Raw genomic sequence first — 26708 nt, forward strand, 5'->3', positions numbered from 1 at the left:
GGTCGCCTGCCTACTTGGTTTCTCCTTCGGATTGGCTGCGCAGCAGCCGATTAATGGTTTCCCGGCGCAGCCCGAGAAACTGCCCGATCTCATCCTGTGTCAGCACATCGGATAAGGAGTAGGGAGAGATGTAAGCTTGAAACCAAGCCTGCAGCTTACGCAGCTTCTCTGCCGGAGCAACCTCGGTGAGTTGGTCAATTCGCTGCTGCATCATGCGCAGCTTGTCCTGCAGCTTAAGGGCGATGTCGCGGCATTGCCCCGGATTTTGTTCAAGCTCGGCGTACCAAGTCTCGGCTGGCAAACAATCGATTTCGCAAGTGACGAGCGCAATCGCAGTGCCGTAATAAGGATTAGGGCTGATTAAGGAATGATGCGGAATGATTTCGTCCGGTACGATAATATTGACCAAAATTTGCGAGCCATCCTGATGGACGCGAACAATCTTGAGCAAGCCGCTCTTCAGGTGGTAGAGGGGGCCGGATTCCCCCTGACGGAATAAGGTTTCGCCTTTGTGTATAATCATCATTACCTCAGTGAATGCCGGCGCTTGCCGGCATTTTTTTATTTTAGTATAACCGATCTGATGCGGGCCTGACTTCATGGGCGTAAGCAAGTACAAGGATTCATAGGAGGGGGCCTGCAGCATAGCCCGCATTATGTGGCAACAAAAATACTTGTACCCTCACGTTCCCACTCTCTATACTTGAAGTAATTTGCTGCAAGGGGGAACCTCTGATGAAACAGAACAAATACGATGATCCGGACTTCTTCGCCAAGTACAATCAAATGCCTCGTTCCATCGGCGGGCTTGAAGCGGCCGGGGAGTGGCCGGCACTGCGGGCTCTTATGCCTGACCTGCAAGGAAAGCGGGTGCTGGACCTTGGCTGCGGCTTCGGATGGCATTGCCGGTATGCGCGCGAGATGCAGGCAAGCTCCGTAATCGGCGTGGATCTGTCCGAGATGATGCTTGCGCGCGCCAAGGCGTTCGAGCATGATCCGGGGATTGAGTATCTTCAGCTTGCGATTGAGGATATCGCGTTCGCCGCGGAGCAGTTCGATGTCGTCATCAGCTCGCTTGCTCTGCATTACGTCGAACGTTTCGATATCGTCTGCCGCAAAATCCACGAGTACCTTGCGCCGGGAGGCAGCTTTATTCTTTCGGTGGAGCATCCGGTGTTCACGGCACGCGCTGCGCAGGATTGGCATTACGGTCCCGCAGGGGAGCGGATGCACTGGCCGGTTGATGATTACCAGCAGGAAGGCATGCGGCAAACGAGGTTTCTGGACAATGACGTCGTGAAGTACCACCGCACGGTCGCGACGATCATCAACCAGCTGATCGAGGCCGGCTTCACCATCAGGCAGCTGTCGGAGCCGCAGCCGACGAAGGAAGCGATCGCTGCCTATCCGGACATGCGGGATGAGACCCGCCGTCCGATTTTTCTGCTGATTGCTGCGCAGAAATAGTGTTCGGTTGCCTGCGATTGCATGCATACAAAGAAGCTGTCCCAGAAGAGTGTCTTGTGACTCTAATGGGACAGCTTTTTTGCGGAGGGAGTCAGCACTACCCGTCCAGAACGCCGGTCATGCGCAGCGGGCCGCGGCGCATGATGCGAGAGATGATTAAGGCCATTTCGTGCGGGGTATGAACCATCCCGGTTTCCAGCCAGTGCTGCATGACGCCAAAGTTGGCAGAGATAATATAGGCCGTGAGAAAATCGCGCGGCACGAGCAGCTTATGATCCTCTGGCTGCAGCAGCATCAGCTTGTTATAGAGATGCTTAAGCATGAGTTCTTTGTAGCGGAGATTAAACGATGGATCACCTTTCGGGCCCATCATGACCCTGAAGAAATCGCCATTCTCCCGCAAGAAACGGAATACATCGACCATAAACGGATACGCCTCATCGCGCTCCACATATTGGAGCAGCAGCTCCGGATTGGCGTGCTGAATCCGTTCTTCGAAGCCTCTCCAGATCTCCGATTTGCACTGCTCCAGCAGATCGAACTTATCGTGGTAGTGCAAGTAGAAGGTTCCCCGATTGAGCCCGGCTTTAAGCGTCAAATCCCGCACGGTAATCGATTCGAAGCCTTTCTCTTCAATAAGCTCAATCAGTGCGCTGCGCAGCATATCTTTGGTCCGCTCGATGCGGGGATCGGTTTTCTGAGACATGCGTACAAGCAACCCTTTCTGCAATAAAATAGTTGTTTTAGATGAATTTTCGCTCCAAATGAACAGCGGCGTTGGCATGTGTTCAATAAGCGACAGAAACGTCGGATGTTGATTATTGAGTTCTCACTTCAAATCATTATAATAAACACGGTGACCATTATTCAACACGATGTCCATTAAAAAGGAGTGGCAAATTTGCATACAAATTTACTGAAGCAGAAATTAGTATGGATCGGCGCGGTAGCTGTGCTGGCCGTGCTTATGGTATTTGGGGTGGCGATGATCGGGCCGGCTGCGGGAGCGGCTCCGAAGGAGCTGCCGGTTGCGCTGGTCGTCTTGGATCAGCCGGTCGATCAGCCGGACGGCAACAAGCTGGCCGTTGGCGAGACGTTAAAGGAGAAGATGACCCAGCAGACGCAGCTGCCAATTAAGTGGGAGATTGTGGGCTCGAAGGAGGAGGCGCTGGCAGGAATCGATGAGCAGAAATACTACGGTGCGCTCATCCTGCCGGCGGATCTTAGCGCGGGTCTGCTCTCGCTGCAAACCGCTGCGCCGCAGCCCGCGCAGCTGCAGATCTATGTCAGCGAAGGGAAGAACGCGCAAGTAGCGGGTACAGTGAACATGCTGCTGCAGGTAGCGATGGATAAAGTCGGCATTCAGCTGTCGACGCAGCTGTTGGCAGAGATCGGGAAACACACCGATGCCATCCCGGTAACGGCCGCCGGCGCACTTATTGAGCCGTTCACGGTCAGCTCGCAGATTGTGCATCCCGTAGGCGCTAACAATGCCAGCGGCAACGCGCCGCTGCTGCTGACCCAGATGATGTGGCTCAGCTGCCTGGCAGTCAGCATAACGCTGTTCTTAGCGTCGCAGCAAGCGGTGAAAGCCGGCGGCGGACATATGCGTATCGTTCTGACTAAGCTTGTAGCGGGCCTTGTTATCGTCACGGGGGCAACGGCTTTTCTCGTATGGATGTCGGGCTCCTGGTACGGCATGGAGCTTTCGGACCGGACGCAGCTATGGTTATTCCTCTTATTAGCCGGATCGGCATTCTTCCTGTTCCAAACGACATTGCTGCGTTGGATTGGCATGCCGGCGGTTCCGCTCATGGTGCTGTTATTCTTCTTCTCGATGCCGGTCATCAATATGGCGCCTGAGATGCTGCCGGCTCTTGCGAAGGATTGGCTGTACAGCTGGACACCGCTGCGCTTCGTTGCAACCGGTCTGCGATCGGTCATGTACTTCGACGGTACGAACATGAACGGCACGTATCAGGTGCTTGGCTGGTTATCCGGCATTTGCATGGTGGTGGCGGCCGCATCTGTACTCAAACCCAAGAAGGCAGCGCCGACGTTGGATAGTTCTATGTAAGTAAGGTTCTCCATTAAAGTGACTGAATCGGATTCCAATATTCCGGTTTGGTCGCTTTTTTTTGGCGCAAATTATGATCAATACGGAAATACGGACATCCATTGACACTGTGGTGCACCACACGGTTTATGCTGGGAGAGGGAGGAGATACATGTACAAGATCAGCGCGTTCTCGGAAATGACCGGGCTTAGCAAGGAAACGCTGCGTTATTACGCGGAAGTGAAGCTGCTGGAGCCCGTGTATATTGATCCCTCGAACAATTATCGGTACTACGACGACGGCAGTTATTTTATAGCGGTGCTGCTTACCAAATTAAGACGGTTCGGCTGTACGATTCAGGAGATGAGCGCGGTCATGAACGACGAGTCCTTTGCCCATCTGGAAGGGTTGCTGGAACAGAAGCGGGACAAGATACAGTCGCAAATAAGGGATCTTCTGCTGCAAGCGGAGGAGATTGACGAATTTCTGGCATCGGGAAGGGAGTAACGGACAACTATGCTGACATGGAAAGAAGAAACGACGATTCATGCGCCAATCGAGAAGGTGTGGGAGCTATTCGCGGATCGGAATATCAAACGGATTATGCCGAAGGTTGAGGAGCATACGCTAATCGAGAAGTCCGAGAAGGAAGCGGGAGCCAAGCATCGTCAGAAATATCGGGAGGGTAAGCGCGTCGAAACGTATGTCGTCGACACCTTGGCGTACGAGGACAAGCCCCATACCAAGCGAAAAACGATCCACTTCGTATTAGGCAAAGCTTTTGAGATTACGCTCACGTTCACATTAGCAAGGGTTGACGATGCCCGCACAGCCTTCATCTATGAAGGGGAAAACAAAGGAGTCAACTTCGTCGGACGGGCTATGCTTAAGCTTGGCAGTCAGAAGGCGAATTTGAAAGTCGTACATGAGTTTATGGCGCTTGTGGAGCAAGAAGCGAGGAAATAAGGAACGCCACTTGCTGCGCGCGGGGCTGTAAGATCGGTTGCCATTTCAGACGCGCTGTGACAAAATAAACGGACAATCACAAGATGAATGGAGCTTCTAACTTTGTCTACTTTACCTAATTGTCCGCAATGCAACTCCGAATACACGTACGAGGACGGAATTCAGTTCGTCTGCCCGGAATGCGCGCATGAGTGGAATACCGCATCGGAAGCCGAGCAAGCGGAAGATGCTGGCCGGGTGATCAAAGACGCCAATGGCAACGTTCTAAACGACGGTGATTCCGTATCGGTCATCAAGGATTTGAAGGTGAAAGGGACTTCTCTTGTCGTTAAGATTGGCACGAAGGTGAAGAATATCCGGTTAATGGATGGCGATCACGATATCGACTGCAAAATCGACGGGTTCGGCGCGATGAAGCTAAAATCCGAATTTGTGAAGAAAATTTAGCCCGGCTACAAATGATAAAGCCCCTGCTCATTACGAGCAGGGGCTTTTTTGTCAGGTCTTCAGGCGAGCGAGCGGCAGTTGCAGACAGGCAGGCACATCTGCTCCAAAGTCAGTGAGCTCAAGGCAAACCGGATACGAATACAGCCGGAAGCTAACGCACTCCGGAGCGTCCGATTCGAACGGGATACCTTCGGCAGCAAGCCGCGTCTTAACTCCCTCAAGAAAATCGATGCTGCTCACGCCGAAGCTTATGCTTATTGCGGGCGGCAGAGCAGTCATTGCGATGGGAATCCATTTTCGCGCTTTGGATACAATGATCGCATGGGCCGTTCCCCCAATGGCAAACGTGAAATTATCGAATACTTTATCAAGCCCAAAGTCCATCAGCCGCACGAGCTGTTCCCGAAACGAAATGACGGCGTCAGCCTCCACCGGCATGCCAACTTCCCGGAGATAGAGGAGGCTCATCTCTCCGATCGGCGGAAGGATGCCTTCCTGTACATAGGAGTGGCAGATGATTTCGAGCAAGTTGCCGTCGCCATCGCGGAAGTAGACGTTCCTTCCTGCCGAATCGAACGCATCCATAATGCGGCCGTCCGGCCACTTGAGGAGCGTTACATGCTGATTGCGCAGCCAGCTTACTGCGGCATCGAAGCCGGAAGCCGCCACTTCGAAAGCGATATGGGCCGGAGCGTTAGGCTCTAACCCTTCCGTGAAGCAGAGCGTAATCGAAGGTAGCGGCTGAAAGTGGATCTCGGTGTCCGACTCATGGGAAATGGGAAAAGCAAGCTGTTCGTGGTAAAACTGCTTCACGCCTTGTATCGAGAAGGTGTGCAGCTGCAAACGAGAGAAATGGGTCACCATAACTATCCGCCTCCCTTTATACACTTATAATACATTTATGTATGTAAAGTTGGCAATCCTTAACATAAAAAAAGCGGCGCAGAGGGCTGGAACCCTCTGCGCCGCTATGATTAAGCCGCTACCGCAGCAGGCTGCGTGCGACGAGCTTGTTTACGAATTAAGAAGGTGAACGGCAACGCAGCCACTGCAATATACGTTGCAACCATGAAGACGTCATTCACGCTCATTGTAAACCCAAACAGCGGAATGAGATTTGCGGTTTCCGTACCGGCAGTTGTCAGCTCCGTCACATGCGTGATCGTATGCGAAGCGAGCAGTGAAGTGAATAGCGCGATGGCGAAGGAACCGCCTACGTTACGAATCCAGTTCGTCACCGAGGAAGCATGCCCAACCATCTGCGGTTGAATTTCTTCCATACCCGCCGTACTTGTTGCGGCCGCGGCGAATGATACGCCGAGGTTACGCACCGCCATCCAGAAAATGATGTACAGATGCGAGGTATCATTGTGCATATGCGTCATTTCATAGCTGCCCCATATGATGAGCACGAGTCCGCCGACCGTTAACCATTTGGCACCGAAGCGGGGATAGATTTTACCCGCAAGTGGCATGGAGAGCGCCATGATCAGGGAGGATGGAAGCAGGATCAAGCCCGTGTCCATCGGTGTGATTTGCTGAACGTTCTGCAAGAAGAGCGGAACGAGCAGCGTGCCGGAATAAAGGCTGATCGTGATGATCGTATTGGCCAGCAACGTGACGGAGAAACGATAATTGCCGAATACCCGCAGGTCAAGCAGCGGATTGTCTGTGCGCAGCTCGCGCCAGATGAACAAGATAAGCATCACGGCCCCGAAGACGAAGAGCCCCACTGTTTTGCCGGAATCCCAGCCCCATTGACGCCCTTGGCTTAGCGCAACCAGAAGCGATACGCTGCTGAGAACGACCGTTGCCAGCCCGATTTTGTCCAAGCCGGTGGATTTGCCGATGCGATAGTTCGGAATCATCGCGACAATAAACACGATGGCAATCAATCCGATCGGCACATTGATGAAGAAGAGCCAGCGCCAGCTGAACTGCTGGATGAGCCAGCCGCTGATCGTCGGTCCGAATGCCGGCGCAAGCATCGCCGAAAGTCCCCAGATACTAACGGCGAAAGGCTGCCGCTCCTTCGGAATGACTTGGAAGATGATCGTCATCGTTGCAGGCAGGACCAAACCCGTAAAGATACCTTGGATAATGCGGAAGGTGATCAGCGAGCCGATCCCCCAAGAGAAGCCGCACAGCAAGGAGAATATGACGAATCCGACCATGGCATACAAGTACACGTTCTTGTAGCCGAATCGATTCCCGAGATAACCGGTCAGCGGAGCGACGGTACCAAGCGAAAGCATAAAGCCGGTCAGCGTCCACTGTACCGTACTCAAGCTAGCATGAAAGTCTTGCATAAAAATCGACAGCGCGACGTTAATCGTGCTGATACCCAGAATACTGAGAAAGGCGCCAAAGAAGATCGCAATCATAATGGGCCAGAACCGAACATTCGGTACACCTGAATGATCCATGAGTAAACTCAACTCCAATCGTAATAAAGGCCGTTGGCCTATTGTAGAGTTGATCATACTGCAATACTCATACAAAGTAAACTACTTTTATCGATTTTAGTTTACTTTGTATATTAAGTTTATTTTAATGTCAGGTTTGTGTATACTAGAAAGGAAGAAAGTGAGTGTGAGCGCTTTATGGAACCGACAGGCGAAACGCAAAGCTGCCGATACACCGATGAATCCACGAAGGATAAATACGTAACCAAGCTGCTGCATCCCATCAAATCGAACGGGTTTCAGGGACTTCGTATGGATGACATCGCGAAAGCCATGGATTTGTCCAAAGCAACGTTATACAAGTATTTCACTTCTCGCGACGAGATTATTGAACGATTAACGGCACTCTTTATCAAATATATTGTTTGCGCTGAAGCGAAGCTTGCCGAAGGCGACAGTAAGGCTTATATTGATGGCTTTCAGTCCGCATTCGCTCAGTCGCTGCTTATTGCCAACTATAGTACGGAAGTGTTCTTCAACGATTTGCGCGAGGTATATCCGCAGTTGATGGCTTCTCTGAATGTGGCCATTAGCGAGCGTAATGAAAGGCTGCGCAAGTTCTATGAACGCGGCATGAAAGAGGGCTACATGCAGGAGCTCAATGCGACGCTGCTTATCCTGCAAGACGAGCTGATGTTCCGGAATTTGCTGGACCCGCATTGCCTGATGAAGCAGAATCTGACGCTGCGAAACGCGATAAGCGATTATTATCAACTCAAGAAGCTGCAGCTATTCAAGCCTGACGTTTATGTGCAGATCGATGATTCGTCGATGGTGGAACGAATCGAACACCTGGTGCGCAAAGTCACCTACGGCGCAGCCTGATAGGACACAAAGAAGCCTGCGGAGCAGTAGTCTCCGCAGGCTTCTTTGTTAATTAATATTGTTCGCGATCAAGCCCGCGCTGCTGAGCGGCAGTCCGGCATGGTAGAGATGTCCGACATCTCCGATGCCGTAGCAGCGCGGAGCTGCCCAGCCGTGGTCGTACTCTTCCATGACCACGGTAGTGACGGAGCTTGGCGCAATCCAGAAGCCGGACCAGACCATTGGCAACGGCAGCTCGAGCAGATGGGACAGCCAGGCAAGGCCGAAGCCAAGGTGGCAGAAGATTGCGATCGTATCTCGGTTCGATTGCTCAATCTTATAGCGCCCGCCTTCGCGGCGGTAGCCGTTCTCCAAGAAGAAGCGATCCGAGTGATCCTTAATCTCTTGGAATCGTTCTGCGAAGGAAAGATCATTGTAGGGCGCCCGCTCATGCCAATCGTCGCTGGAAGGGAACGGCCGATGCTCGCGGACCCACGTGTGATCGGCATTCCATGCGACTATGGGATGGCCGTTCCGATTCGTCATTTGCCAGCCGCCCAGCTCCTGGAGCCACGGCAGAACGGTCGCCTGCATCCCGATTTTATCGGCGGTATACTGCATCGTATGAAGGGCTCGTCCCAGCGGCGAGCTGTAAATGCGGTCAAGCTTGGTGCCGGACAGCCGTTCCGCGAGTGCTTTTGCTTCCAGATGACCGGGCGATGTGATGGTGTTATTCGGGTAATCAGGCTCTGCATGACGAATAATATAGATTTTCATCGCGTACCTCCGGTTCCCATGCCTTTATTTCTTCAGCATATGGAACACTTGCTCCACATCTTTGTCGCCGCGTCCGGACAAGTTCACGATAATAATTTGGTCCTTGCTCATGGTTGGGGCGAGCTTCTTCGCATACGCGATCGCGTGCGCGCTTTCAAGCGCCGGGATAATGCCTTCTGTACGAGACAGCTCTTGGAAGGCAGCTAATACTTCTTCGTTGCTGACGGTTACGTATTCAGCTCGCTCCGTTACCTTCAAATGGCTGTGCTCCGGACCGATCCCCGGGTAATCGAGACCCGCGGCAATCGAATATGTCTTCTTCGGATTGCCTTCCTCGTCAAGCAGCACCAGACACTTGAACCCGTGGATGATGCTTGGCACGCCTTCGGTCAAGGTTGGCGCCTGGTCGGGCTCCACACCGATAAGCCTTACGGAAGGCTCGCCCAAGTAGTGGGCGAAAGCGCCGATCGCATTACTGCCTCCGCCGACACAAGCCAGCACCGCATCGGGAAGTCGGCCTTCTTTCTCCAGGATTTGGCGCTTCGACTCTTCACTGATGACGGATTGGAAATGCTTCACCATCGTCGGGAAAGGATGCGGACCAACTGCGGAACCGAGCAGATAGAATGTATTTTTGTAGTTTTTGATGAGATCGTTCAGCGCTTCGTCTACGGCATCCTTCAACCGGCCTTGTCCTTTATGAACCGGAACGACGGTTGCACCAAGCAGCTCCATGCGGAATACATTGAGCGATTGGCGACGCGTATCCTCCGCTCCCATATAAATGACGCAGTCCATGTTGAACATGGCACATGCCGTTGCGGTTGCCACGCCATGCTGGCCGGCGCCCGTCTCGGCAATGATTCGTTTGGCACCCATCCGTTTGGCGAGCAGAATTTGGCCAACCACATTGTTGATTTTGTGGGCGCCGGTATGGTTCAGGTCTTCGCGCTTCAAGTAAATCTTGGGACCGCCCCATGCTTCAGACAGCTGCTTGGCGAAGGTCAGCGGATTTTCACGGCCGACGTACTCTTTCAAATAATAGCGCAATTCCTCGTTGAACTCGGGATCATCTTTATAGGCATAGAACTGCGCGCTCAAATAATCGAGCACCTCTTGCAATTCAGGCGGTACAAAGCTGCCTCCGAACTCACCGAAGTATCCTTCTTGCACATGCGTATCACTCATCTTGAAAGCGCCTCCAATACGGGATATAGGATATGAAGCGAATTTCTTTTATCCTATCATACTATGTGAGATTGTCATTGAAAATATTGGTAAACGGAAGAAAACAAGAGGTCGAATAAAGACGAGGATTTTCTGCAAATGGAAGTGTATAGTAAGGAATATAGAATTGTACTGCAGCTGCGGGCATTCGAGTGCCGTGTGGCAAGGCAAATAAGGAAGGTGTGTACCTGTGAATATTACCGTTCATCAGCAAGGAAACTCGAAAGTCGCGATTATTGAAAGTTCGGATATCCTCATCGAAGACGTGCAAAGTGCGCTGGATTTAATGGCAACCGTTCGATATAACGAGGACTGCGACAAAATACTGCTTAGCAAATCCAATGTAACGGAAGATTTCTTCGACCTCAAAACCCGAATTGCCGGGGACATTCTGCAGAAATTTACGAATTACCAACTGAAGCTGGCGATCGTAGGGGACTACGAAGGCTATGACAGCAAGAGCTTGAAGGACTTCATCTATGAGAGCAATCACGGCAAGCAGGTGTTTTTCCTAAAGGATCAGCAGGCTGCCCTGGATGCGCTCCATGGCGTTTAAGTAGTCAGTCAAGAGGAGTACGCGGACAAGAAGAGAATAAGTAAAGTATCTTTCTAATTCTTCTTTCTCGGAGGTGGCTTATGAAAGCATTATTCATCGGGGGAACAGGCATCATCAGTTCCGCGATTACGAAGCAGTTATCGGAAACTGACGGATGTGAGCTGTATCTGTTGAACCGAGGCAATCGCAACGAGAGTTTGCCTGCTAATGTAAAGGTGCTTCAAGCGGATATTAACGATGAAAGTCAAGTAGCCAAGCTGATTGAAGACTTGAGCTTCGATGTCGTGGCAGACTTTATTGCGTTTCGTCCGGAGCAGCTCGAGCGGGATTATCGGTTGTTTCATGGGAAAACCAAACAGTTCATCTTCATCAGCTCCGCTTCTGCCTATCAGAAGCCGCTGTCGGATTACCGTGTCACGGAGAGCACGCCGCTTGCCAATCCTTATTGGGAATACTCCCGCAATAAGATCGCGTGCGAAGAATATTTGATCAAGCAATACCGGGAACAAGGTTTCCCGATTACGATTGTACGACCTAGTCACACGTATGATGAGCGTTCCATTCCGCTTGGCGTACATGGCAGCAAGGGGAGTTGGCAGGTTGCCCGGCGGATGCTGGCGAACAAACCGGTTATTATACACGGCGACGGCACTTCCTTGTGGACGATGACGCATAATCGCGATTTTGCAAAAGGGTTCATCGGTTTAATGGGCAACATTCACGCAATCGGAGAAGCCGTTCAAATTACATCCGACGAAACGGTGACCTGGAACCAAATTTACGCGGCCATCGCGGATGCGCTGGGCGTTAAACTTCAAGCGGTTCATGTGTCATCGGAGTTCTTGGCGGCATGCAGCAAAGAGGATTATACGGGCGGTTTGATCGGGGATAAAGCCAATTCCGTCGTGTTCGATAATGCGAAGCTCAAACGGCTTGTTCCCGACTTTGTCGCTTCCACTCGCTTCGATCAAGGGGTTAAACAGACCGTGGCCCATGTACTCGCTCATCCGGAATGCCAAACGGAAGATCCCGAATTCGATATTTGGTGCGATAAGGTGATCGATGCGCTGCAAGGGGCGATCGCGTCCGTTAAAGGCCAGTAGCCGATTAGAAAAATAAAGCCGCTTCTCCTCCTCAGCTGTGGGGGTGAAGCGGCTTTTTTGGTGCTGCTTACAGTGCTTCCCGCAAGTATCTGCCTGTGTACGATTGGCGTACCTGCGCGACTTGTTCGGGCGTGCCTTCCGCCATAACGGTACCGCCAAGCTCGCCGCCTTCGGGACCGATATCGACGATCCAGTCGGATTCGCGAATCAGCTCCATGTTGTGCTCGACGACGATAACCGTATTGCCTGCATCGACCAGTTTGTCGAGCAGCACGGTCAGCTGTCTGACGTCGGCCGGATGCAGACCGGTTGTTGGCTCATCGAGCAGATATAACGTGTGTTTCTTCGTGCGTTTGCCGAGCTCCTTGGCAAGTCGCAGCCGCTGGCCTTCGCCGCCGGATAACGTCCGCACCGATTGGCCCCAGTGCAGATAGCCGAGACCGACTTCGCAGAGCAGGCTGATGGTGTCGGCCATCTTCGCCGCGCCTTCGAAGACGGCGAGACTTTCTTGAACGGTCAGATCCAGCAGATCCGAGATGGAGTAACCCTCATAGGTAACGCGCAGCACTTCTTCTTGGAAGCGGCGGCCTTTGCAAGCCGGGCAGCGAACCTCGATGTCCGGCAGGAAGTGCATATCCACGGTAATGACACCAAGCCCTTGGCAGTTCTCGCAGCGTCCGCCCGGTGTGTTAAAGGAGAAGTGCTTCGACGTCAGCTTCAGCTTCTTCGCCTCCAGCAGCCCTGCGTATAAATTGCGCATCGCCGTAAACATATCGGTGTAAGTCGCCACGTTAGAGCGCTGCATCCGTCCTACGGGGGACTGATCTACGGTTATCCAGTTGCCGACTTCCTCGGTCCCTTCGATGCCGCCGCAGCCTTCCGGCTGTAAGTTATTGTTGGCCCCTTCGGCCAGCAAGTCGAAGAGCAAGGTGGATTTGCCTGATCCGGATACGCCGGTTACCGCTACGAGGCAGCCAAGCGGGAACGAGACGGTCACGTTCTTCAAATTGCGGGCATGTGCATTGCGCACGGTGAGCTTGTGACCATTGCCTTGGCGGCGACTTTTGCGGGTAAGCTTGTAATGCGCTTCGTCGCGCAGATAAGCCCCGGTTACCGATTCCTCAGCGGCCATTAGATCGTCCAGCGAGCCCTCGCCCACGACCCGCCCGCCGGTGCTGCCGGCGCCCGGCCCCATGTCGATGACATGATCGGCCGCTCGCATCATCTCCACATCATGCTCGATGACCAGCACGGTGTTGCCGAGATCCCGAAGCTGCTTCAGCACTTGAATGAGGCCGTCCGTATCCCGCGGATGGAGGCCGGCGGTCGGTTCATCGAGAATATAGAGGACGCCTGTCAGACCCGAACCGAGCAGGGATGCGAGCCGCAGCCGCTGTGCTTCACCGCCCGACAACGTAATGGATTGCCGATTGAGCGACAGATAGCCGAGTCCGACATCCAGAATCCGTTTCAAACGGGAGGGGATTTCGTCGGATACGATCGTCTCCAGCATTTCGAGGCTGTCAGGGGACAGTTCATTATGGAGGCGACCTACCCAGTCATATACATGACCAAGCGGCCAATCGGATATTTCGTGAATGGCCGCGCCGCCTACTTTCACGGAGCGGGCAAGTTCATTCAGCTTCGCCCCATGGCAGTCCGGGCATAGCTGTTGATGGAAGACGGAGGCTGTGTTCATGCCGCCCTCCGCATCCGGCCCTTTCTCTTTGAAGCGCCGCCATATTCCGGTAAGAATGCCCTCGAATTTGCCGCTGTTCACTTTCTTCGGCGGTTTCATATCCGGATAATGGCGCATAAACTGCTCGCTCTCCACACCATAATAGAGCAGGTCGCGCTGTACTTCGTTATAGTCCTTGAGCGGAAGGTCCGGATCGAAGCGGAAGCCGTAATATTCGCCCGCTGCCTTCAAGATGACGGTATAATAGTCGATCATCATCTCGAATAGGGACGGCACGCCGCCCCCTCGCAGGCTTTTCTCTTGATCGAACACAGCTTCCATTCGCAGTGTGGAGACCATGCCAAGGCCGGAGCAGCTTGCACATGCGCCTTGCGGCTGGTTGAACGAGAAATGCGACATGGTCAGCCGTTCGACAGCGGTATGACATTTTGGACAATTCACCCATTCTTGGCGGTCGTCTTCTTCAACTGCTCCTATATGGGCAGTGGTCGCGGGCCCGGGAGGGATGCTTTCGCCGCAGGAAGGACAAGCACGGTGCCCTGCCCGGGAGAAAATCGCCCGTAAATAAGTGTAAATGTCTGTAACGGTTCCTACTGTCGAGCGTGGATTGCGGTTCGTGACATGCTGACCGACGCTGATTGAAGGGGAAAGGCCAATGATGGCGCCGACCTTGGGTTTATTGATGGAGTCGGAGACCATGCCCATCGATTCCATGTATTGACGTTGGCATTCTCGCTGCAGCGTATCCATTGCAAGCGTTGATTTGCCGGAGCCGGATGGCCCTGTCAGCACAACAAGCCTGTACTTCGGAATGCGAAGGGAAACATGCTTTAAATTGTTCTCATACGCATCCTTGATTTCGATCCAATCGTTCACCGTTATTTTCCTCCCTAATGAAGAACTAACCTTATTATATAACATTGGTGCAAATGCTAAGGTTATTGGGATTTCATGTCGATGATAGCAAGATTGTAGAGTAAAAACTTTGTCATGGTGCGTTAATCTTCAGTTAGAGGCTTTGTACATAGAAAAGAGGTCCTCTGCATAGAAGGGCCTCAAGAGAAACTTACTAATTTGATTTGTCTTCTGCTCGATAGATGATCCCCCTGCCAGAGTGGAGGGGCTGTGTTCTAACGGTTGCCACAGTGCTTATTTGGTCCTTTTTGGCTTTGAATTTTCTCTAACGGTTATTTTGGAGCTTATTTGTCCATTTTAGGGCGGAAACCATGCCTAAATCGTGAAATAGCCTCTCTGGCAACCGTTAGAAATTCAGAATGCTTAAAAAAGTGGAGATTAGGCGCACTGGCAACCGTTAGACTTCGGGGGAGCGAGATTCTCGACAGACAGAAGGCCCTCCATGAAGGAGGGCCTTTGAATAGATGACTATTAGTTTCATGTCTGTATTAGACGAGGGAGATTCCGGCGCTTGCATAACCGGCAATAACTGTTGCAACATCGATGCCGGCAGTAACCGTTGCGGTGAACACCATTAATAGTCGGGTACCTGCTACTACGGGAATGCTGAGTCCTGTTGTAATTCCGCTGCTGGTATCACCAATGCTCAGTGTTCCGGTGAGAGCAGGGGCTAATGTTACAACTGCTCCAGGAACCGCAGTGAAGGCATTATTAGGCGTAGTAGATTGGAACAACCGGGCTGTTATGGTTACAGTAGAACCTACTAGAGTTAATGCTGCTGTAGTACTGAAGTATGCAGCCATGGATGTCAGGGTTGCTGCGCGCGGAACCGAGAATGCTTCGTTGAGTAAGATACCGGCTCCCCCGGTAAGATCTATGGTTCCGCCTGTAATGGTGATATTCGATGCATTGGTTCCAAAGCCAATCACACTTGAAGTGTTGAGAAGCCCGAGAAGTACTGTTGTTAAAGTGGAAGGCAACCCTGAAGCAAATGGAATGATAGCACCGCTTCCGGGAGCGCCGGTGTCTCCGGTAGCACCAGTAGCCCCTGTAGCGCCAACGCCAGTCGCGCCAGTAGCACCGGTCGTTCCAGTAGCGCCAGTCGCGCCGACAGTACCAGGTGTACCGGTAGCACCAGTAGCTCCGGCAGCCCCAGGCGTACCAGGATCGCCGGTTGCGCCTGTAGCTCCAGTCGCGCCGACAGTACCAGGTGTACCGGTCGCACCAGTAGCACCAGTCGCGCCGGCAGCTCCAGGCGTACCAGGATCGCCGGTCGCACCAGTAGCTCCAGTAGCACCGGTTGCGCCGGCGGCCCCAGGCGTACCAGGATCACCGGTAGCACCAGTCGCACCAGTAGCACCGGTAGCTCCAGCGGCGCCAGGTGTACCAGGGTCACCGGTCGCACCAGTAGCACCAGTAGCTCCAGCGGCGCCAGGTGTACCAGGGTCACCGGTCGCACCAGTAGCACCAGTAGCTCCAGCGGCCCCAGGCGTACCAGGATCACCGGTAGCACCAGTCGCACCAGTAGCACCGGTAGCTCCAGCGGCGCCAGGCGTACCAGGGTCACCGGTCGCACCAGTAGCACCGGTAGCTCCAGCGGCGCCAGGTGTACCAGGGTCACCGGTCGCACCAGTCGCACCAGTAGCTCCAGCGGCGCCAGGTGTACCAGGATCGCCGGTCGCACCAGTCGCACCGGTAGCTCCAGCGGCGCCAGGTGTACCAGGATCACCGGTTGCGCCAGTCGCACCGGTAGCTCCGGCGGCGCCAGGCGTACCAGGGTCACCGGTCGCACCAGTAGCACCGGCAGCGCCAGGCGTACCAGGATCACCGGTCGCACCAGTCGCGCCGGTAGCACCAGGCGCTCCAGGTTCACCAGTCGCCCCGGTTGGACCTGTAGGACCACCGGGTTCACCAGGCGTACCAGTTGCCCCAGTCGCACCAGGGTCACCGGTGGCTCCGGTAGCGCCAGTAGCGCCAGCAGCGCCCGGCGTACCAGGATCACCGGTCGCACCGGTCGCACCCGTCGCCCCAGCAGCGCCCGGCGTACCAGGATCACCGGTCGCACCAGTCGCGCCAGTGGCTCCGGCAGCGCCAGGCGTACCAGGATCACCGGTCGCGCCAGTCGCCCCGGCAGCACCAGGGGCACCAGTGGCTCCGGCAGCGCCAGGCGTACCAGGATCACCGGTCGCGCCAGTCGCCCCGGCAGCACCAGGGGCACCAGTGGCTCCGGCAGCACCAGGCGTACCAGGAGCACCGGTAGCACCGGTCGCGCCAGTGGCGCCGATCACTCCGCCGGCGTCACTCAACAATTCGTTGGTAACCAGACGATGGGAGGCAACCAGTTCACCGCCGGCATCTTTGCCCCAAACCGAAATTTGAGCAGACGATGCTCCGTCACCTGAGGCGTCGAAGATAAATTCAAATGCATCTATATCAGCGAAATAGGTTTTGGTAACGACCTGATTGGCAAAGACCACAAACAATTCTTCGACATATAGTGATCGCACAGTGCCCACATAATAGCCCGTAAGATAAAGGATATACGAGTCAGTAGAATGACTGTTATCGATTTTGATCGTTACGGTTTGTGTAGGTCTAGTTCCGGTTTCTGCGGCAATACTATTTTCAATCGGTCCAGTTGAGAAAATAGGCAATTTATTAATTCCTCCTTATTGATTGGATTAAGATTCCGCCGCGATAAAGCGATGGGTGTCAACTAAACGGCCAGTGCCGGTTTTACCCCAAGCAGATACCTCGGATTGATTGGCGCCAGCACCTTCGATCGTAAATTGATACTCGTAAGCGTCAAAGTCGGCGTAATACACTTTTGAAAACGTTTGATTGGGTAATAAGCTAACCAGCTCATTAACATACATGGTGCGACCCCCGTTCAAGTAAAATCCTTGAACAAGGACGGTGGACATGCTTTGCAAATCCCGATTAACCATCCGCACCGCCAATTGCTGAACACGGTCGATTGCGCCGACGGCATGATTAGCAACGGGGCCGGTTGACAGGAAGGGCATTGGTTCTCCCCCTCTCGAATTAGATTTCGTTAAACTCGTTGTAAACTAGTTCGTATAAGCAGAAGCTGCTAGACGAGGAACCTGAAGTAATGGACAACTTTTTTGGCTCTATCATAGTAGTATTCAATAGGGATTCAACCGTGTGGATAAACGAGTATAAATCTCATAAATATTGTAAATTTAGGCGACTTTCGATCCAAGAAATCCGCTTTTTGGATGCTATGAAATCTAGATTGACGCAGCATCCAATCGTAACTTATAATTAATAAATCCAATGGAATAATTATATATAGCCATCTTTGTGATACTAGCTGCTTCACTAATTCGTTAGGGGGGTTCAATTATGTCCAAGATTCTCAGGCAACGCAAGCCGGCTATTCTCCTCATCCTCATTTCGCTTCTCGCTACCTTTTTTCCCGCCATCAGCTTCGCCGCAACCAATCTCGCACTGAACAAAACCACCACCACATCATCCGTTTGGGCAACCGGCTATGGAGGCGCCAAGGCCGTAGATGGCAACAGCACAGCCACCAGTTGGGCAAGCGCGGAATCCGAAGCCACCTCATGGATTTACGTCAACTTAGGTTCGCTGCAAACGATTGACAGCGTTGTGGTTAAATGGCCGCAATACACGTATGCGTCGGCTTTCAAGATCCAAACCTCCACAGATGCTTCGAACTGGGTGGATAAATACACGACAACAAGCGGAGCAGGAGGGACGACGACTGCAAATTTCACGTCAACCAGTGCGCAGTATGTTCGGGTGTATTTGACGGGCAAAGCCGATATCTACTACGAAATCTTTGAGCTGGAAGTTTACAATAACGGCGGTGGCAGCGGCGGAGATACAACGGCACCAACCGCACCTACAGGACTGACTTCTCCTTCACAAACCTCAACCAGCGTAAACCTCTCGTGGACCGCTTCAACCGATAACGTCGCCGTAACCAGCTACGACGTTTACAAGAACGGCGCAAACCCGGTTAACGTAACAGGTACAACCGCTGTCATCAGCGGATTAACAGCCAGCACGTCCTACACGTTTACGGTGAAAGCGAAGGATGCCGCAGGCAACGCCTCAGCTGCGAGCTCGCCGCTGTCGGTTACAACCACTGCTTCAGGCGGCGGATGCTCTTCCAACTGTCATGTGAACAACGCTACCTTCCTAAACTCGGCTTGGTTCGCTTCGGCGCAGAGCGCGGCAAACATCGCGACCTACGTGAACGAGCTCGCGGCCAAGAAGATCAAGTACCAATTTGCCGATATCGGCGTGCTGGTCGATTCCGCCACTTCAACTAACGGCACCTTGCCTGCAGCGGGTTACGCAGGTCTGGCCACATGGATTAAGAACTCCAGACTGACGGATCCGAACCAATTGATTATTATCGACCTCAACTACGGCAGCCGTTTTACAAGAGTTAGCGGAACGAAGGTCGGCAATCCAAACTTCGGCAATGCGACGTTTAATACGAACGTCAATGCCATTATCAATACGCTCGTTAACGTTGGCGTCCAAGTCGGCGGAACTGGTCCGTTCTACAAGGCGGACGGCGTTCATTTGGATATTGAAGGCTTCATGACGAATGACACCACATTGCTGAATACGCTGCAATATTTGCGCAATAACGCACTGGCTTCGAATACTAATTTTTCGATCTCCACACCGGCAGATCCGCCATACAGCGGCGTGAGCAGCTACCAGTGGAGCAACGCTTATATCGGTCAAGTCGCTGCCATCGTCAACATGATGAACCCGATGATCTACGACGCGATGGGCTGGGGCTCGGATATTACGACCGCCAATTCGTTTAAGACACTATGGACGAACGAGATTACAAGATACAGCAATGCCATCGGCAATACCGGACCGGGCGGCGTTCGCAGCCAGCTGGTACCGACGCTGCCTTCGTATGAGCTGAAATCAGCGGATGGCACGGTGTATCATGACCCTGCCGTGGAGAGCCTGCAGAAAGCAGCCGAAGGTCTAAATGCGGCTATTGCGGGCGGCGCGAATGTGTACGGAGCGGGCATTTTCTGGTGGAGCAACTTTATCGGACGCAATGCCGGCGTGTACGGCTCCTCGTTCTATACACCGGATCAGACGAACTGGATGAACTTGTGGGTCAATCATTCCTAAAGGCAAGGGATAAAGTCAAATCCCGATCCATGTCTGACATGGGTCGGGATTTTTCTATATAACAATGAGGGGGCAGACCCAATGATCGCATTCAACGAAGAGAAAGTGCAAACGATGCTGGAGAAACTCAGTTTGAAGCAAAAGGTTGCACTGATGTGCGTAACAGGCGTGCCGGGACAACAAGTAACCGAACAGGATCGAGGCAGAATCGGCGAAACCGAGGTAGGGGGATTAGGCCTGTTTCCACATAACATCAGCTCTGAGCAGCAGCTTAAGCAGCTGGTGACGGATATTGAAGCCGCATCGGCGAGAAACGGTCTGCCTTATCCGGCATTGCTGTCAATCGACGAAGAAGGCGGAAGCTTGTCCAACCTGACCGACTTCTACGTTTCGGTGCCGGGCAATCGGGCGATTGGGCTGGCGGAGGATGCGGGCCTTGCTTATTTGACGGGTAAAGTAATCGGCAGTCAGCTGTTCCACCTCGGAATTGGCATGGACTGGGCGCCGGTTCTTGATGTCAACACCAATCCGCTTAATCCGGTCATTGGTGTCCGTTCATTCCATGAAGATGCCGCCATTTCGGCAGCCTATGGGCAGGCATTTATATTGGGCATGCATCGCTCGGGCGTCGCGGCTACGGCCAAGCACTTTCCCGGGCACGGCGATGTTGCGGTCGATTCGCATAAGGCGCTGCCGACTTGCAGCCTCACGCTGGAGCAGCTGCACCGCGAGGCGCTGGTGCCGTTCAAGGCGGCTATTGAAGCCGATGTAGACGCGATTATGGTGGCGCATGTGGTGTTCGATCAAATTACGGAAGCGGGCGGGCTGCCGGCGTCGCTATCGCGATATTTTGTCACGGAACTGCTTAGGGGTGAGCTTGGTTATCAAGGCGTTATTTGTACGGATGATATAGAAATGCATGCTATCGGACTGTACTTCACTCCTGAGCAAGCAGGGGTACTTGCGGTGAAAGCAGGCAATGATCAGGTTCTGATGTGCCATACACCGGAGTTTCAAGATCGCGTAATGACAGGCATTATAGCGGCTGTCGAGCAGGGCGGTATACCGGAGCGCCAAATCGATGCGTCAGTAAGCCGAATTCTTGCACTCAAGCTGCGCATGGCATCCTACAGACGACACGCGGCTCCGCTAACCATGCACGAAGCCGAAATGACCGCACTTCATATCGCGACCTCTTCCATTGTCACCACGAGAGATCCGGCAGGGCTGCTCCCGCTGTCACATGATCCTACGTATTTGCTGATTATGCCAAGGCAGCGCAAGCTGACTCAGGCTGACAGCACGGAGGGCAAGGAAATTGCGCTTGCAGGTTACTTGGCCGAACAACATTACAACATGGTAACGGCCTACATCTCGCAGCAGCCGACACCAGACGAGATAGCCGGAATTCTGGAGTTACTGCCCACCGTGGATGTCGTCATCCAGTGCACCATTAACGCCCATATGTTCCGGGAACAGTTGAAGTTAGCTGAGCTTTGCGCCGAATCCAAGCCTCATCTGTGTCTCGTGCTTCGAAATCCGTACGATGCAAGCGAGCTTCCGGCAAGCAGCAGCGTGGTCTCGATTTGCTCGACTTCGGAGATCAGCATGCGGGCGTTTATCGAGCTTCACACGTCATCCAATTTATAAATCCACTGGAATAATGAATTGCAAAAGCGCGTTGAATCGCAGACTCTTTTCGTTGATCGAGGGAGTATTTCGTTGCATCGAATCACTTTATCATGAAGATATAAGAGAAACGAGATAGAAGGTGATTCCGGTGCAGGGTAAATCGTCAACAGAGAATCCGAGTATCAGCCGCTTCGCTGCACAACCGAGTGCACGCGCAGAGCGGCCGCGCAAGAGCAAGCTGGTTCTGTTCGGCCGCCAGTGGGATTTGCAGCTTATGGTCATCCCGGGGCTGCTGTTCCTGTTCGTATTCAGCTACATTCCGCTCTACGGCTTGTTAACGGCATTCCAGGATTACGACATGTTCAAAGGGTTCTTCGCCAGTCCGTGGGTTGGCTTCAAGCATTTCCGCATTTTCTTCGAATCCCCTGAGTTCGGCGAGGTGCTCTCCAATACGATCTGGATCAGCGTGCTGAAGCTGCTCGTCTGCTTCCCGGCTCCGATCATACTGGCCCTCATGCTGAATGAAGTGAAGAACATGTACTTCAAGCGAATCGTGCAAACGATCAGCTATCTGCCGCATTTCTTCTCCTGGGTTATCGTAGCGGGCTTTGTCAGCTCGATGCTGGCAGTGGATAACGGAAGCTTGAATATGGCACTCGAGAAGCTGAACCTTATCGATGAGCCGATTAATTTCCTCTCGCTGCCGGAATACTTCTGGACCATCTTGATCAGCGCAAACGTGTGGAAAGAAATCGGGTTTGCTTCCATCGTCTACTTGGCCGCAATCGCCGGCGTAGATCCGACGCTCTACGAAGCAGCCGCTATGGACGGCGCAAGCCGGTTCAAGCAAGTGTTTCTGGTCACGCTGCCGAGCATTCGGCCCATCATCATTATTTTCATGATCCTGGCAGTCGGGAATATCCTTAATGCCGGCTTCGAAGATATATTGCTGCTTGCCATCAGCCCTACATTGGCGGAAGTAGCGAACGTCATCGATACTTACGTCTACCGCGTCGGGTTCAAGAATTCCAGATACTCTTACGCAACGGCGGTCGGCCTGCTCAAGTCCGTCATCAACCTTGGCTTGCTCATCGCAGCCAATGCAATCGCCAGAAGGAAGGGTTCAAGCCTATGGTAATCATCACACAACCGAGAGGAGGCAGCAGACGATGAAACGCAGTACCGGAGATAAAATCTTTCACACACTCGTCTATGCCCTGTTGGTCTTGCTGGCCTTCGTATGCTTCTATCCCTTCTGGAACTCGATTGTCATCTCGTTTAATCTCGGCTCCGACACGGAGCTTGGAGGCATCACCTTTTGGCCGCGGAGCTTTACGCTTCAGAACTATTCCATCGTCTTTCAAGACGGACGCTTGCTGGATGCCTTCTACATTTCCGTCATGCGGACCTTGATCGGTACCTCTGTCGCGATTCTGTGCACAGCGATCTTCTCCTTCGGCATGTCGCGGAAGAACTTGATCGGCCGCAAATCCTACATGCTGTTCTGCGTATTCACGATGTACTTCAGCGGCGGACTGATTCCGACTTACATGCTCATCCGCAATATGCACCTGCTGGATTCCTTCTGGGTGCTCGTGATCCCGGGCATTATAAACGTTTGGAATATGATTGTGTTCATCTCTTTCTTCAAGGATCTGCCGGATGGCTTGGAAGAATCCGCTCGTATCGACGGATGCAGCAACTTCGGCGTGTTATTCAAAATCGTGCTTCCCTTATCCGGCCCCATCATCGCGACACTCTCCTTGTTCACGGCCGTCTCGCTCTGGAACGACTGGTTCTATGCCGGTTTGTATATCACGAAGACAGAGCTGTTGCCCGTTCAGGCGCTGCTCCAGCAAATTCTCAATTCCAACATTATGACGACCGAGCTGCTCAACTTGAATTCCGCCGCGCAGGATCGCATAACCGCGATGCAGTCGATTACAACGAAGTCGTTATCCATGGCTACCATGATTGTAGCCGTGCTGCCGATCATGTTTACCTATCCGTTCGTACAGAAGTATTTTGTAAAAGGCGTGCTTGTCGGTTCGTTGAAAGGCTAATGAATCGGCAGCCGGACCGGCTAGGCAGGCTGGGAAATGAGATTTGTTACAGCGGTTTTACGCGAAATAGCTTAATATAACAAGTACATGGAGGGTTATCGATGAAGAGAAAAAGAATCGCCACATCGCTTGGAGTTATGCTGCTTAGTACATCCATGTTAATGGCAGGATGCGCATCGAAGTCAGAAACGAACAACAACAACGATTCCGCTACGGCCACAACAAACACGAATAATCAGGCGGAAGCAACGACGAATACACCTGAAGCCGCACCTGCTTTTGAGTTTGGCGTAACACCTGTTTCCTTCAGCTTCTATGGCAACTATGACTGGTACACACAGAATCCGTGGGGAGCCGATCCCGGCACGAAGTGGATTCAAGATAATAAGAAAGTAACGGTAACGGCTGTGCAAGCGGGCAGCTCGCCGGAAGTAAAGCTTAATGCCATGATCGCATCCGACGAGCTGCCGGACGTCATCTGGGGTGAACGCGATGCGAATGTCGAGAAACTAAGAGCGGCAGGCAAGCTGGTTGCACTGGATCAATACGTGGATAAATACCCGAACTTGAAGAAATGGGCGGGCGATGCCACGCTGAACATGCTGAAGGCAGAGGACGGCCACCTGTATGTATTCCCGAACTGGTATGCCAACTCCGCACGCGGTAACGGCGGCTACATCGTGAATACGAAGATCTACACGGAGCTGGGTTCGCCGAAGCTTGAAACTTTCGATGATCTGTACGCATACTTGAAACTCGTGAAAGAGAAATATCCGAAGGTCATCCCGTTTGAAACGAGTATCGGCGCGCAAGGGATCTATGAGCTGTACTCCGGTTTTGCGGAAGATCACCCGGTGCAATTCGTCAGCCAAATGGCAGTGCCTAACGGCGACAAGCTGGAGTCCATCTTCACCGATCCAACCTTCAAAGAAACGCTGCAATATGCAAGCAAACTCTTCCGTGAGAAGCTGGTTACACAAGATGCATTGACTCAGAAAATCGAGCAAGTACGCGAGAAAGTAACGACCGGCAAAGTAGCTGTAGCCGCTGCTTATAACGTAACGGACCTGGGCGCAAGAGGTACGGTTGCCCTGAAGGCTGCTGACCCGAGCGCCGGATACACGATGATTTGGCCGCTGCAGAAGGGCGGACTCGACAAGAACAAGATTTTCGCAACGCAGTATGATTCGCTTGGCTGGAACGTCAACATGATTACTACATCGGCTAAAGATCCGGAAGGCATCTTCGCTTACCTGGATTGGCTGACAGGTCCTGAAGGACAACGCGTCGGCTTCTGGGGTCCTCCAGGTCTGTACTGGGATGGCGCTGATGACACCGATGCTCCGAAATTTACGGATAAATACGCGTCGGATAAAGAAGGCTTGAGCAAAATGATGTCCACGATGGATTCCTTCAACTGGGCAGGGAACACAACGTTCATCGATCAAGCGAAGTCGAAGCATGAATTGTCGCTGCCGGCTGATCAGCAAGAGTGGGCAACGATCGCGCAAAATGCAGTAGCTTGGAAAACGGCCTACAACATCACGCAATTTGCAAACATGGATCCGGCTCCGACTTCCGAAGAAGGCGTCATTGCGCAACGGATCAGCGATATCTTCACACGAGTATTCGCGAAAGCGATCTTCGCTAAGGATGATGCAGAAGTGGAAGCGATGTTGAATACGGCGAGTGAAGAGGCGAATTCGGCGGGGTACGACAAGCTGCTTACCTTCAAAACAGCGAAGTGGCAGGACAACCTGAAACGGATTAATGCTCAATAATTAATGATAGGGTTCTATGCCAAGAAAAGGTATACTAAGTATACCTTTTCTTGGCATTATTTGGAGGTGATGACGTGTACAGTGTTCTGGTTGTAGATGATGAAACGATGGATTTGATCGGACTGCAGCAGCATATCGACTGGGACAAGCTTGGCATGAACGTCGTCGCCGCAATCAATAACAGCTTTAGCGCCCTTGAGTATATGAAGAACAACAAGGTTGATATTCTCGTCACGGACATCAATATGCCCATTATGTCAGGGCTCGAAATGGTTAGGCAGATCTTGGAGCAGAGACCGCAGCTTCGCGTCGTCTTTGTAAGCGGGTATTCCGAATTCCATTATGCGAAGCAGGCGATCTCGCTTAGCGCGGCCGGGTATGTGCTGAAGCCGGTTAACGATGATGAATTGTTCGAGGTGCTGGAAGGGGTCAAAGCAGAGCTCGACAGCGAGACCACGCGTTCCGAGTGGCACAAGAGCGAGGCGGTTAGTCAGCTGCTGAGCGGCAATTATGCGCGTACAGAACTAACGCCTTCAGCCGGACTTTCAATAGGAATCATCGAGATGGATGATATGCACTGGAAGCTGCGCGCAGCCGGCCTGGAGAAGCAAACCACCGCATTCGATAAGCAGCTGCAGCAGATTGCAGAGCTGCTGATGGAAATGAATCTGCCCTACTTCTGCAAAACCGATGAGAAACGAATGGTCGTCATCTTGGAAGGAGCGCAGCCTCAGGAGCAGCTAAAGCTTGTCATGCAGGCAGTCAGCTCGAAGCTGACTTGGTCGGTGACCGCAGGCGTCGGCACGTTGGTATACGAGCTCCATCAGCTTCCGGAATCGTATCAGTGCGCGAGGGACGCCATCGCGAACAAAATGTTTTACGGCAAAGGCAAGGTTATTCCATTCACCGACATTAAACCCCAAACCGGCTTAAAGGCGAAGCAGCTCAGCGAAGTGCTGGATGCGCTCTTTACCGCCTTGGTTCAATATCAGCTGGTGCGAGTAGACGAATGCGTCGAGGATTTATGCGCCTTGATCAAGACCTTCGACGATAAGCATGCGGTATACGTGTATTTGCTTCATGTCATTTCCCAGCTTGATTTTCGGCTGCGCACGGTCAATGAGGATTTGTACCAGATACTCGGCCTCAGCTTCGATAAGCTCGATATCGTCTTTCAATTCGAGACGGTGGAGGATATTCAGTGGTGGCTTAGAAGTCGGCTGTTCCAACTCTCCGAGACGCTCTATCAGCGCAAACAGAAGAAGAACCGCAAGCTGATCGAGGAAGTGGAGAAGTACATTATGGACCATGTCGAGGAAGAGCTGACGCTCAAGGATGTGGCGAATTATTTTTCCTTCTCGCCGAATTACTTGGGGTACATGTTCAAAGAGGAAGCGGGTTTGAACTTCAGCGATTATGTTATTGCGAAGCGGATGGAGCGGGCAAGCGTGCTGCTTCAAGTACCCAGCACGAAGGTGTACGAGGTGGCCAACCGCCTGGGTTATAAGAAGCTGAGCAGCTTTAACCGCCAGTTTAAGGATCAATTCGGATTGACGCCTAGCGACTATCGAAAACAAGGATGAGTG

General features: G+C 52.7%; 23 protein-coding genes. 14 read left to right on the top strand and 9 right to left on the bottom strand.

All coding sequences use genetic code 11. The features are described from left to right. Positions 1-10: 10 nt before the first annotated feature. The gene (locus tag BM412_RS26810; protein WP_091225071.1) at positions 11-523 is read right to left on the bottom strand and encodes a Crp/Fnr family transcriptional regulator; all 513 of its coding nucleotides are present in this window, start codon (positions 521-523) and stop codon (positions 11-13) included. 212 nt (positions 524-735) lie between these two features. Here BM412_RS26810 and BM412_RS26815 point away from each other — a divergent pair, with 212 nt between their 5' ends. Beyond that, positions 736-1467 carry a class I SAM-dependent methyltransferase gene (locus tag BM412_RS26815; RefSeq protein ID WP_091224773.1) on the top strand — a complete coding sequence of 244 codons (732 nt, stop codon included), beginning with the start codon at positions 736-738 and terminating at the stop codon, positions 1465-1467. 97 nt (positions 1468-1564) lie between these two features. Here the strand turns inward: BM412_RS26815 and BM412_RS26820 are convergent, their stop codons facing one another. Then, on the bottom strand, positions 1565-2173 hold the full coding sequence (locus tag BM412_RS26820; RefSeq protein WP_177246110.1) for a TetR/AcrR family transcriptional regulator: 609 nt from the start codon (positions 2171-2173) through the stop codon (positions 1565-1567). Between the two features lie 195 nt (positions 2174-2368). Between BM412_RS26820 and BM412_RS26825 the strand changes: the two genes are divergently transcribed. The 4 genes from BM412_RS26825 to BM412_RS26840 all read left to right on the top strand — a co-directional run bounded on the left by BM412_RS26825 (position 2369) and on the right by BM412_RS26840 (position 4937). Then, entirely contained in the window at positions 2369-3544 is a 1176-nt protein-coding gene (locus tag BM412_RS26825) for a YhgE/Pip domain-containing protein (RefSeq protein WP_143111710.1), read from the top strand. 151 nt (positions 3545-3695) lie between these two features. Next, positions 3696-4031, top strand: coding sequence for a MerR family transcriptional regulator (locus BM412_RS26830; protein WP_091224775.1), 336 nt, complete (start codon positions 3696-3698; stop codon positions 4029-4031). Between the two features lie 9 nt (positions 4032-4040). Beyond that, on the top strand, positions 4041-4490 hold the full coding sequence (locus BM412_RS26835; RefSeq protein WP_091224776.1) for an SRPBCC family protein: 450 nt from the start codon (positions 4041-4043) through the stop codon (positions 4488-4490). A 102-nt stretch (positions 4491-4592) separates the two neighbouring features. After that, complete coding sequence (locus BM412_RS26840; RefSeq protein WP_091224777.1) at positions 4593-4937, top strand: zinc ribbon domain-containing protein YjdM; 345 nt, start codon at positions 4593-4595, stop codon at positions 4935-4937. Between the two features lie 51 nt (positions 4938-4988). On the opposite strand, the gene BM412_RS26845 is transcribed toward BM412_RS26840, so the two are convergent. Continuing rightward, positions 4989-5801 carry a VOC family protein gene (locus BM412_RS26845; RefSeq protein WP_091224778.1) on the bottom strand — a complete coding sequence of 271 codons (813 nt, stop codon included), beginning with the start codon at positions 5799-5801 and terminating at the stop codon, positions 4989-4991. A gap of 110 nt (positions 5802-5911) precedes the next feature. Beyond that, positions 5912-7363 carry a DHA2 family efflux MFS transporter permease subunit gene (locus tag BM412_RS26850; RefSeq protein WP_091224779.1) on the bottom strand — a complete coding sequence of 484 codons (1452 nt, stop codon included), beginning with the start codon at positions 7361-7363 and terminating at the stop codon, positions 5912-5914. A gap of 177 nt (positions 7364-7540) precedes the next feature. Here BM412_RS26850 and BM412_RS26855 point away from each other — a divergent pair, with 177 nt between their 5' ends. Further along, on the top strand, positions 7541-8227 hold the full coding sequence (locus BM412_RS26855) for a TetR/AcrR family transcriptional regulator (RefSeq protein ID WP_091224780.1): 687 nt from the start codon (positions 7541-7543) through the stop codon (positions 8225-8227). Positions 8228-8275: 48 nt separating this feature from the next. On the opposite strand, the gene BM412_RS26860 is transcribed toward BM412_RS26855, so the two are convergent. Both BM412_RS26860 and trpB read right to left on the bottom strand, forming a co-directional pair. Further along, a complete protein-coding gene (locus tag BM412_RS26860) occupies positions 8276-8983 on the bottom strand; it encodes a histidine phosphatase family protein (protein WP_091224781.1) in 708 nt (235 codons plus the stop codon). A 24-nt stretch (positions 8984-9007) separates the two neighbouring features. Continuing rightward, a complete protein-coding gene (gene trpB, locus BM412_RS26865) occupies positions 9008-10171 on the bottom strand; it encodes a tryptophan synthase subunit beta (RefSeq protein WP_091224782.1) in 1164 nt (387 codons plus the stop codon). A gap of 229 nt (positions 10172-10400) precedes the next feature. On the opposite strand from trpB, the gene BM412_RS26870 reads away from it, so the two are divergent. Continuing rightward, entirely contained in the window at positions 10401-10766 is a 366-nt protein-coding gene (locus tag BM412_RS26870) for a DUF4180 domain-containing protein (protein WP_091224783.1), read from the top strand. 80 nt (positions 10767-10846) lie between these two features. Beyond that, positions 10847-11869, top strand: coding sequence for an SDR family oxidoreductase (locus BM412_RS26875; protein ID WP_091224784.1), 1023 nt, complete (start codon positions 10847-10849; stop codon positions 11867-11869). A 67-nt stretch (positions 11870-11936) separates the two neighbouring features. On the opposite strand, the gene uvrA is transcribed toward BM412_RS26875, so the two are convergent. The 3 genes from uvrA to BM412_RS26890 form a co-directional block, all read right to left on the bottom strand. Continuing rightward, entirely contained in the window at positions 11937-14444 is a 2508-nt protein-coding gene (gene uvrA, locus BM412_RS26880; RefSeq protein ID WP_091224785.1) for an excinuclease ABC subunit UvrA, read from the bottom strand. Positions 14445-14971: 527 nt separating this feature from the next. Beyond that, positions 14972-17137, bottom strand: coding sequence for an exosporium glycoprotein BclB-related protein (locus tag BM412_RS26885; protein ID WP_091224786.1), 2166 nt, complete (start codon positions 17135-17137; stop codon positions 14972-14974). Positions 17138-17164: 27 nt separating this feature from the next. After that, positions 17165-17509: a hypothetical protein gene (locus BM412_RS26890; RefSeq protein WP_091224787.1), complete on the bottom strand. Its 345-nt coding sequence runs from the start codon at positions 17507-17509 to the stop codon at positions 17165-17167. Positions 17510-17852: 343 nt separating this feature from the next. On the opposite strand from BM412_RS26890, the gene BM412_RS32800 reads away from it, so the two are divergent. The 6 genes from BM412_RS32800 to BM412_RS26920 all read left to right on the top strand — a co-directional run bounded on the left by BM412_RS32800 (position 17853) and on the right by BM412_RS26920 (position 26705). Continuing rightward, positions 17853-19646: a galactose-binding domain-containing protein gene (locus tag BM412_RS32800; protein ID WP_091224788.1), complete on the top strand. Its 1794-nt coding sequence runs from the start codon at positions 17853-17855 to the stop codon at positions 19644-19646. A gap of 81 nt (positions 19647-19727) precedes the next feature. Continuing rightward, entirely contained in the window at positions 19728-21296 is a 1569-nt protein-coding gene (nagZ, locus tag BM412_RS26900; RefSeq protein ID WP_256256610.1) for a beta-N-acetylhexosaminidase, read from the top strand. Positions 21297-21552: 256 nt separating this feature from the next. Continuing rightward, the gene (locus BM412_RS26905; RefSeq protein ID WP_091225074.1) at positions 21553-22416 is read left to right on the top strand and encodes an ABC transporter permease; all 864 of its coding nucleotides are present in this window, start codon (positions 21553-21555) and stop codon (positions 22414-22416) included. 31 nt (positions 22417-22447) lie between these two features. Further along, a complete protein-coding gene (locus BM412_RS26910; RefSeq protein ID WP_091224789.1) occupies positions 22448-23341 on the top strand; it encodes a carbohydrate ABC transporter permease in 894 nt (297 codons plus the stop codon). A 101-nt stretch (positions 23342-23442) separates the two neighbouring features. Continuing rightward, positions 23443-25122 (top strand): type 2 periplasmic-binding domain-containing protein, encoded by a 1680-nt coding sequence (locus BM412_RS26915; protein WP_091224790.1) that lies wholly within the window; start codon positions 23443-23445, stop codon positions 25120-25122. Between the two features lie 50 nt (positions 25123-25172). Further along, on the top strand, positions 25173-26705 hold the full coding sequence (locus tag BM412_RS26920) for a response regulator (RefSeq protein ID WP_143111711.1): 1533 nt from the start codon (positions 25173-25175) through the stop codon (positions 26703-26705). Positions 26706-26708: the final 3 nt, after the last annotated feature.

The sequence above is a fragment of the Paenibacillus sp. BC26 genome, from assembly GCF_900116125.1.
GTDB lineage: Bacteria > Bacillota > Bacilli > Paenibacillales > Paenibacillaceae > Paenibacillus_Z > Paenibacillus_Z lignilyticus.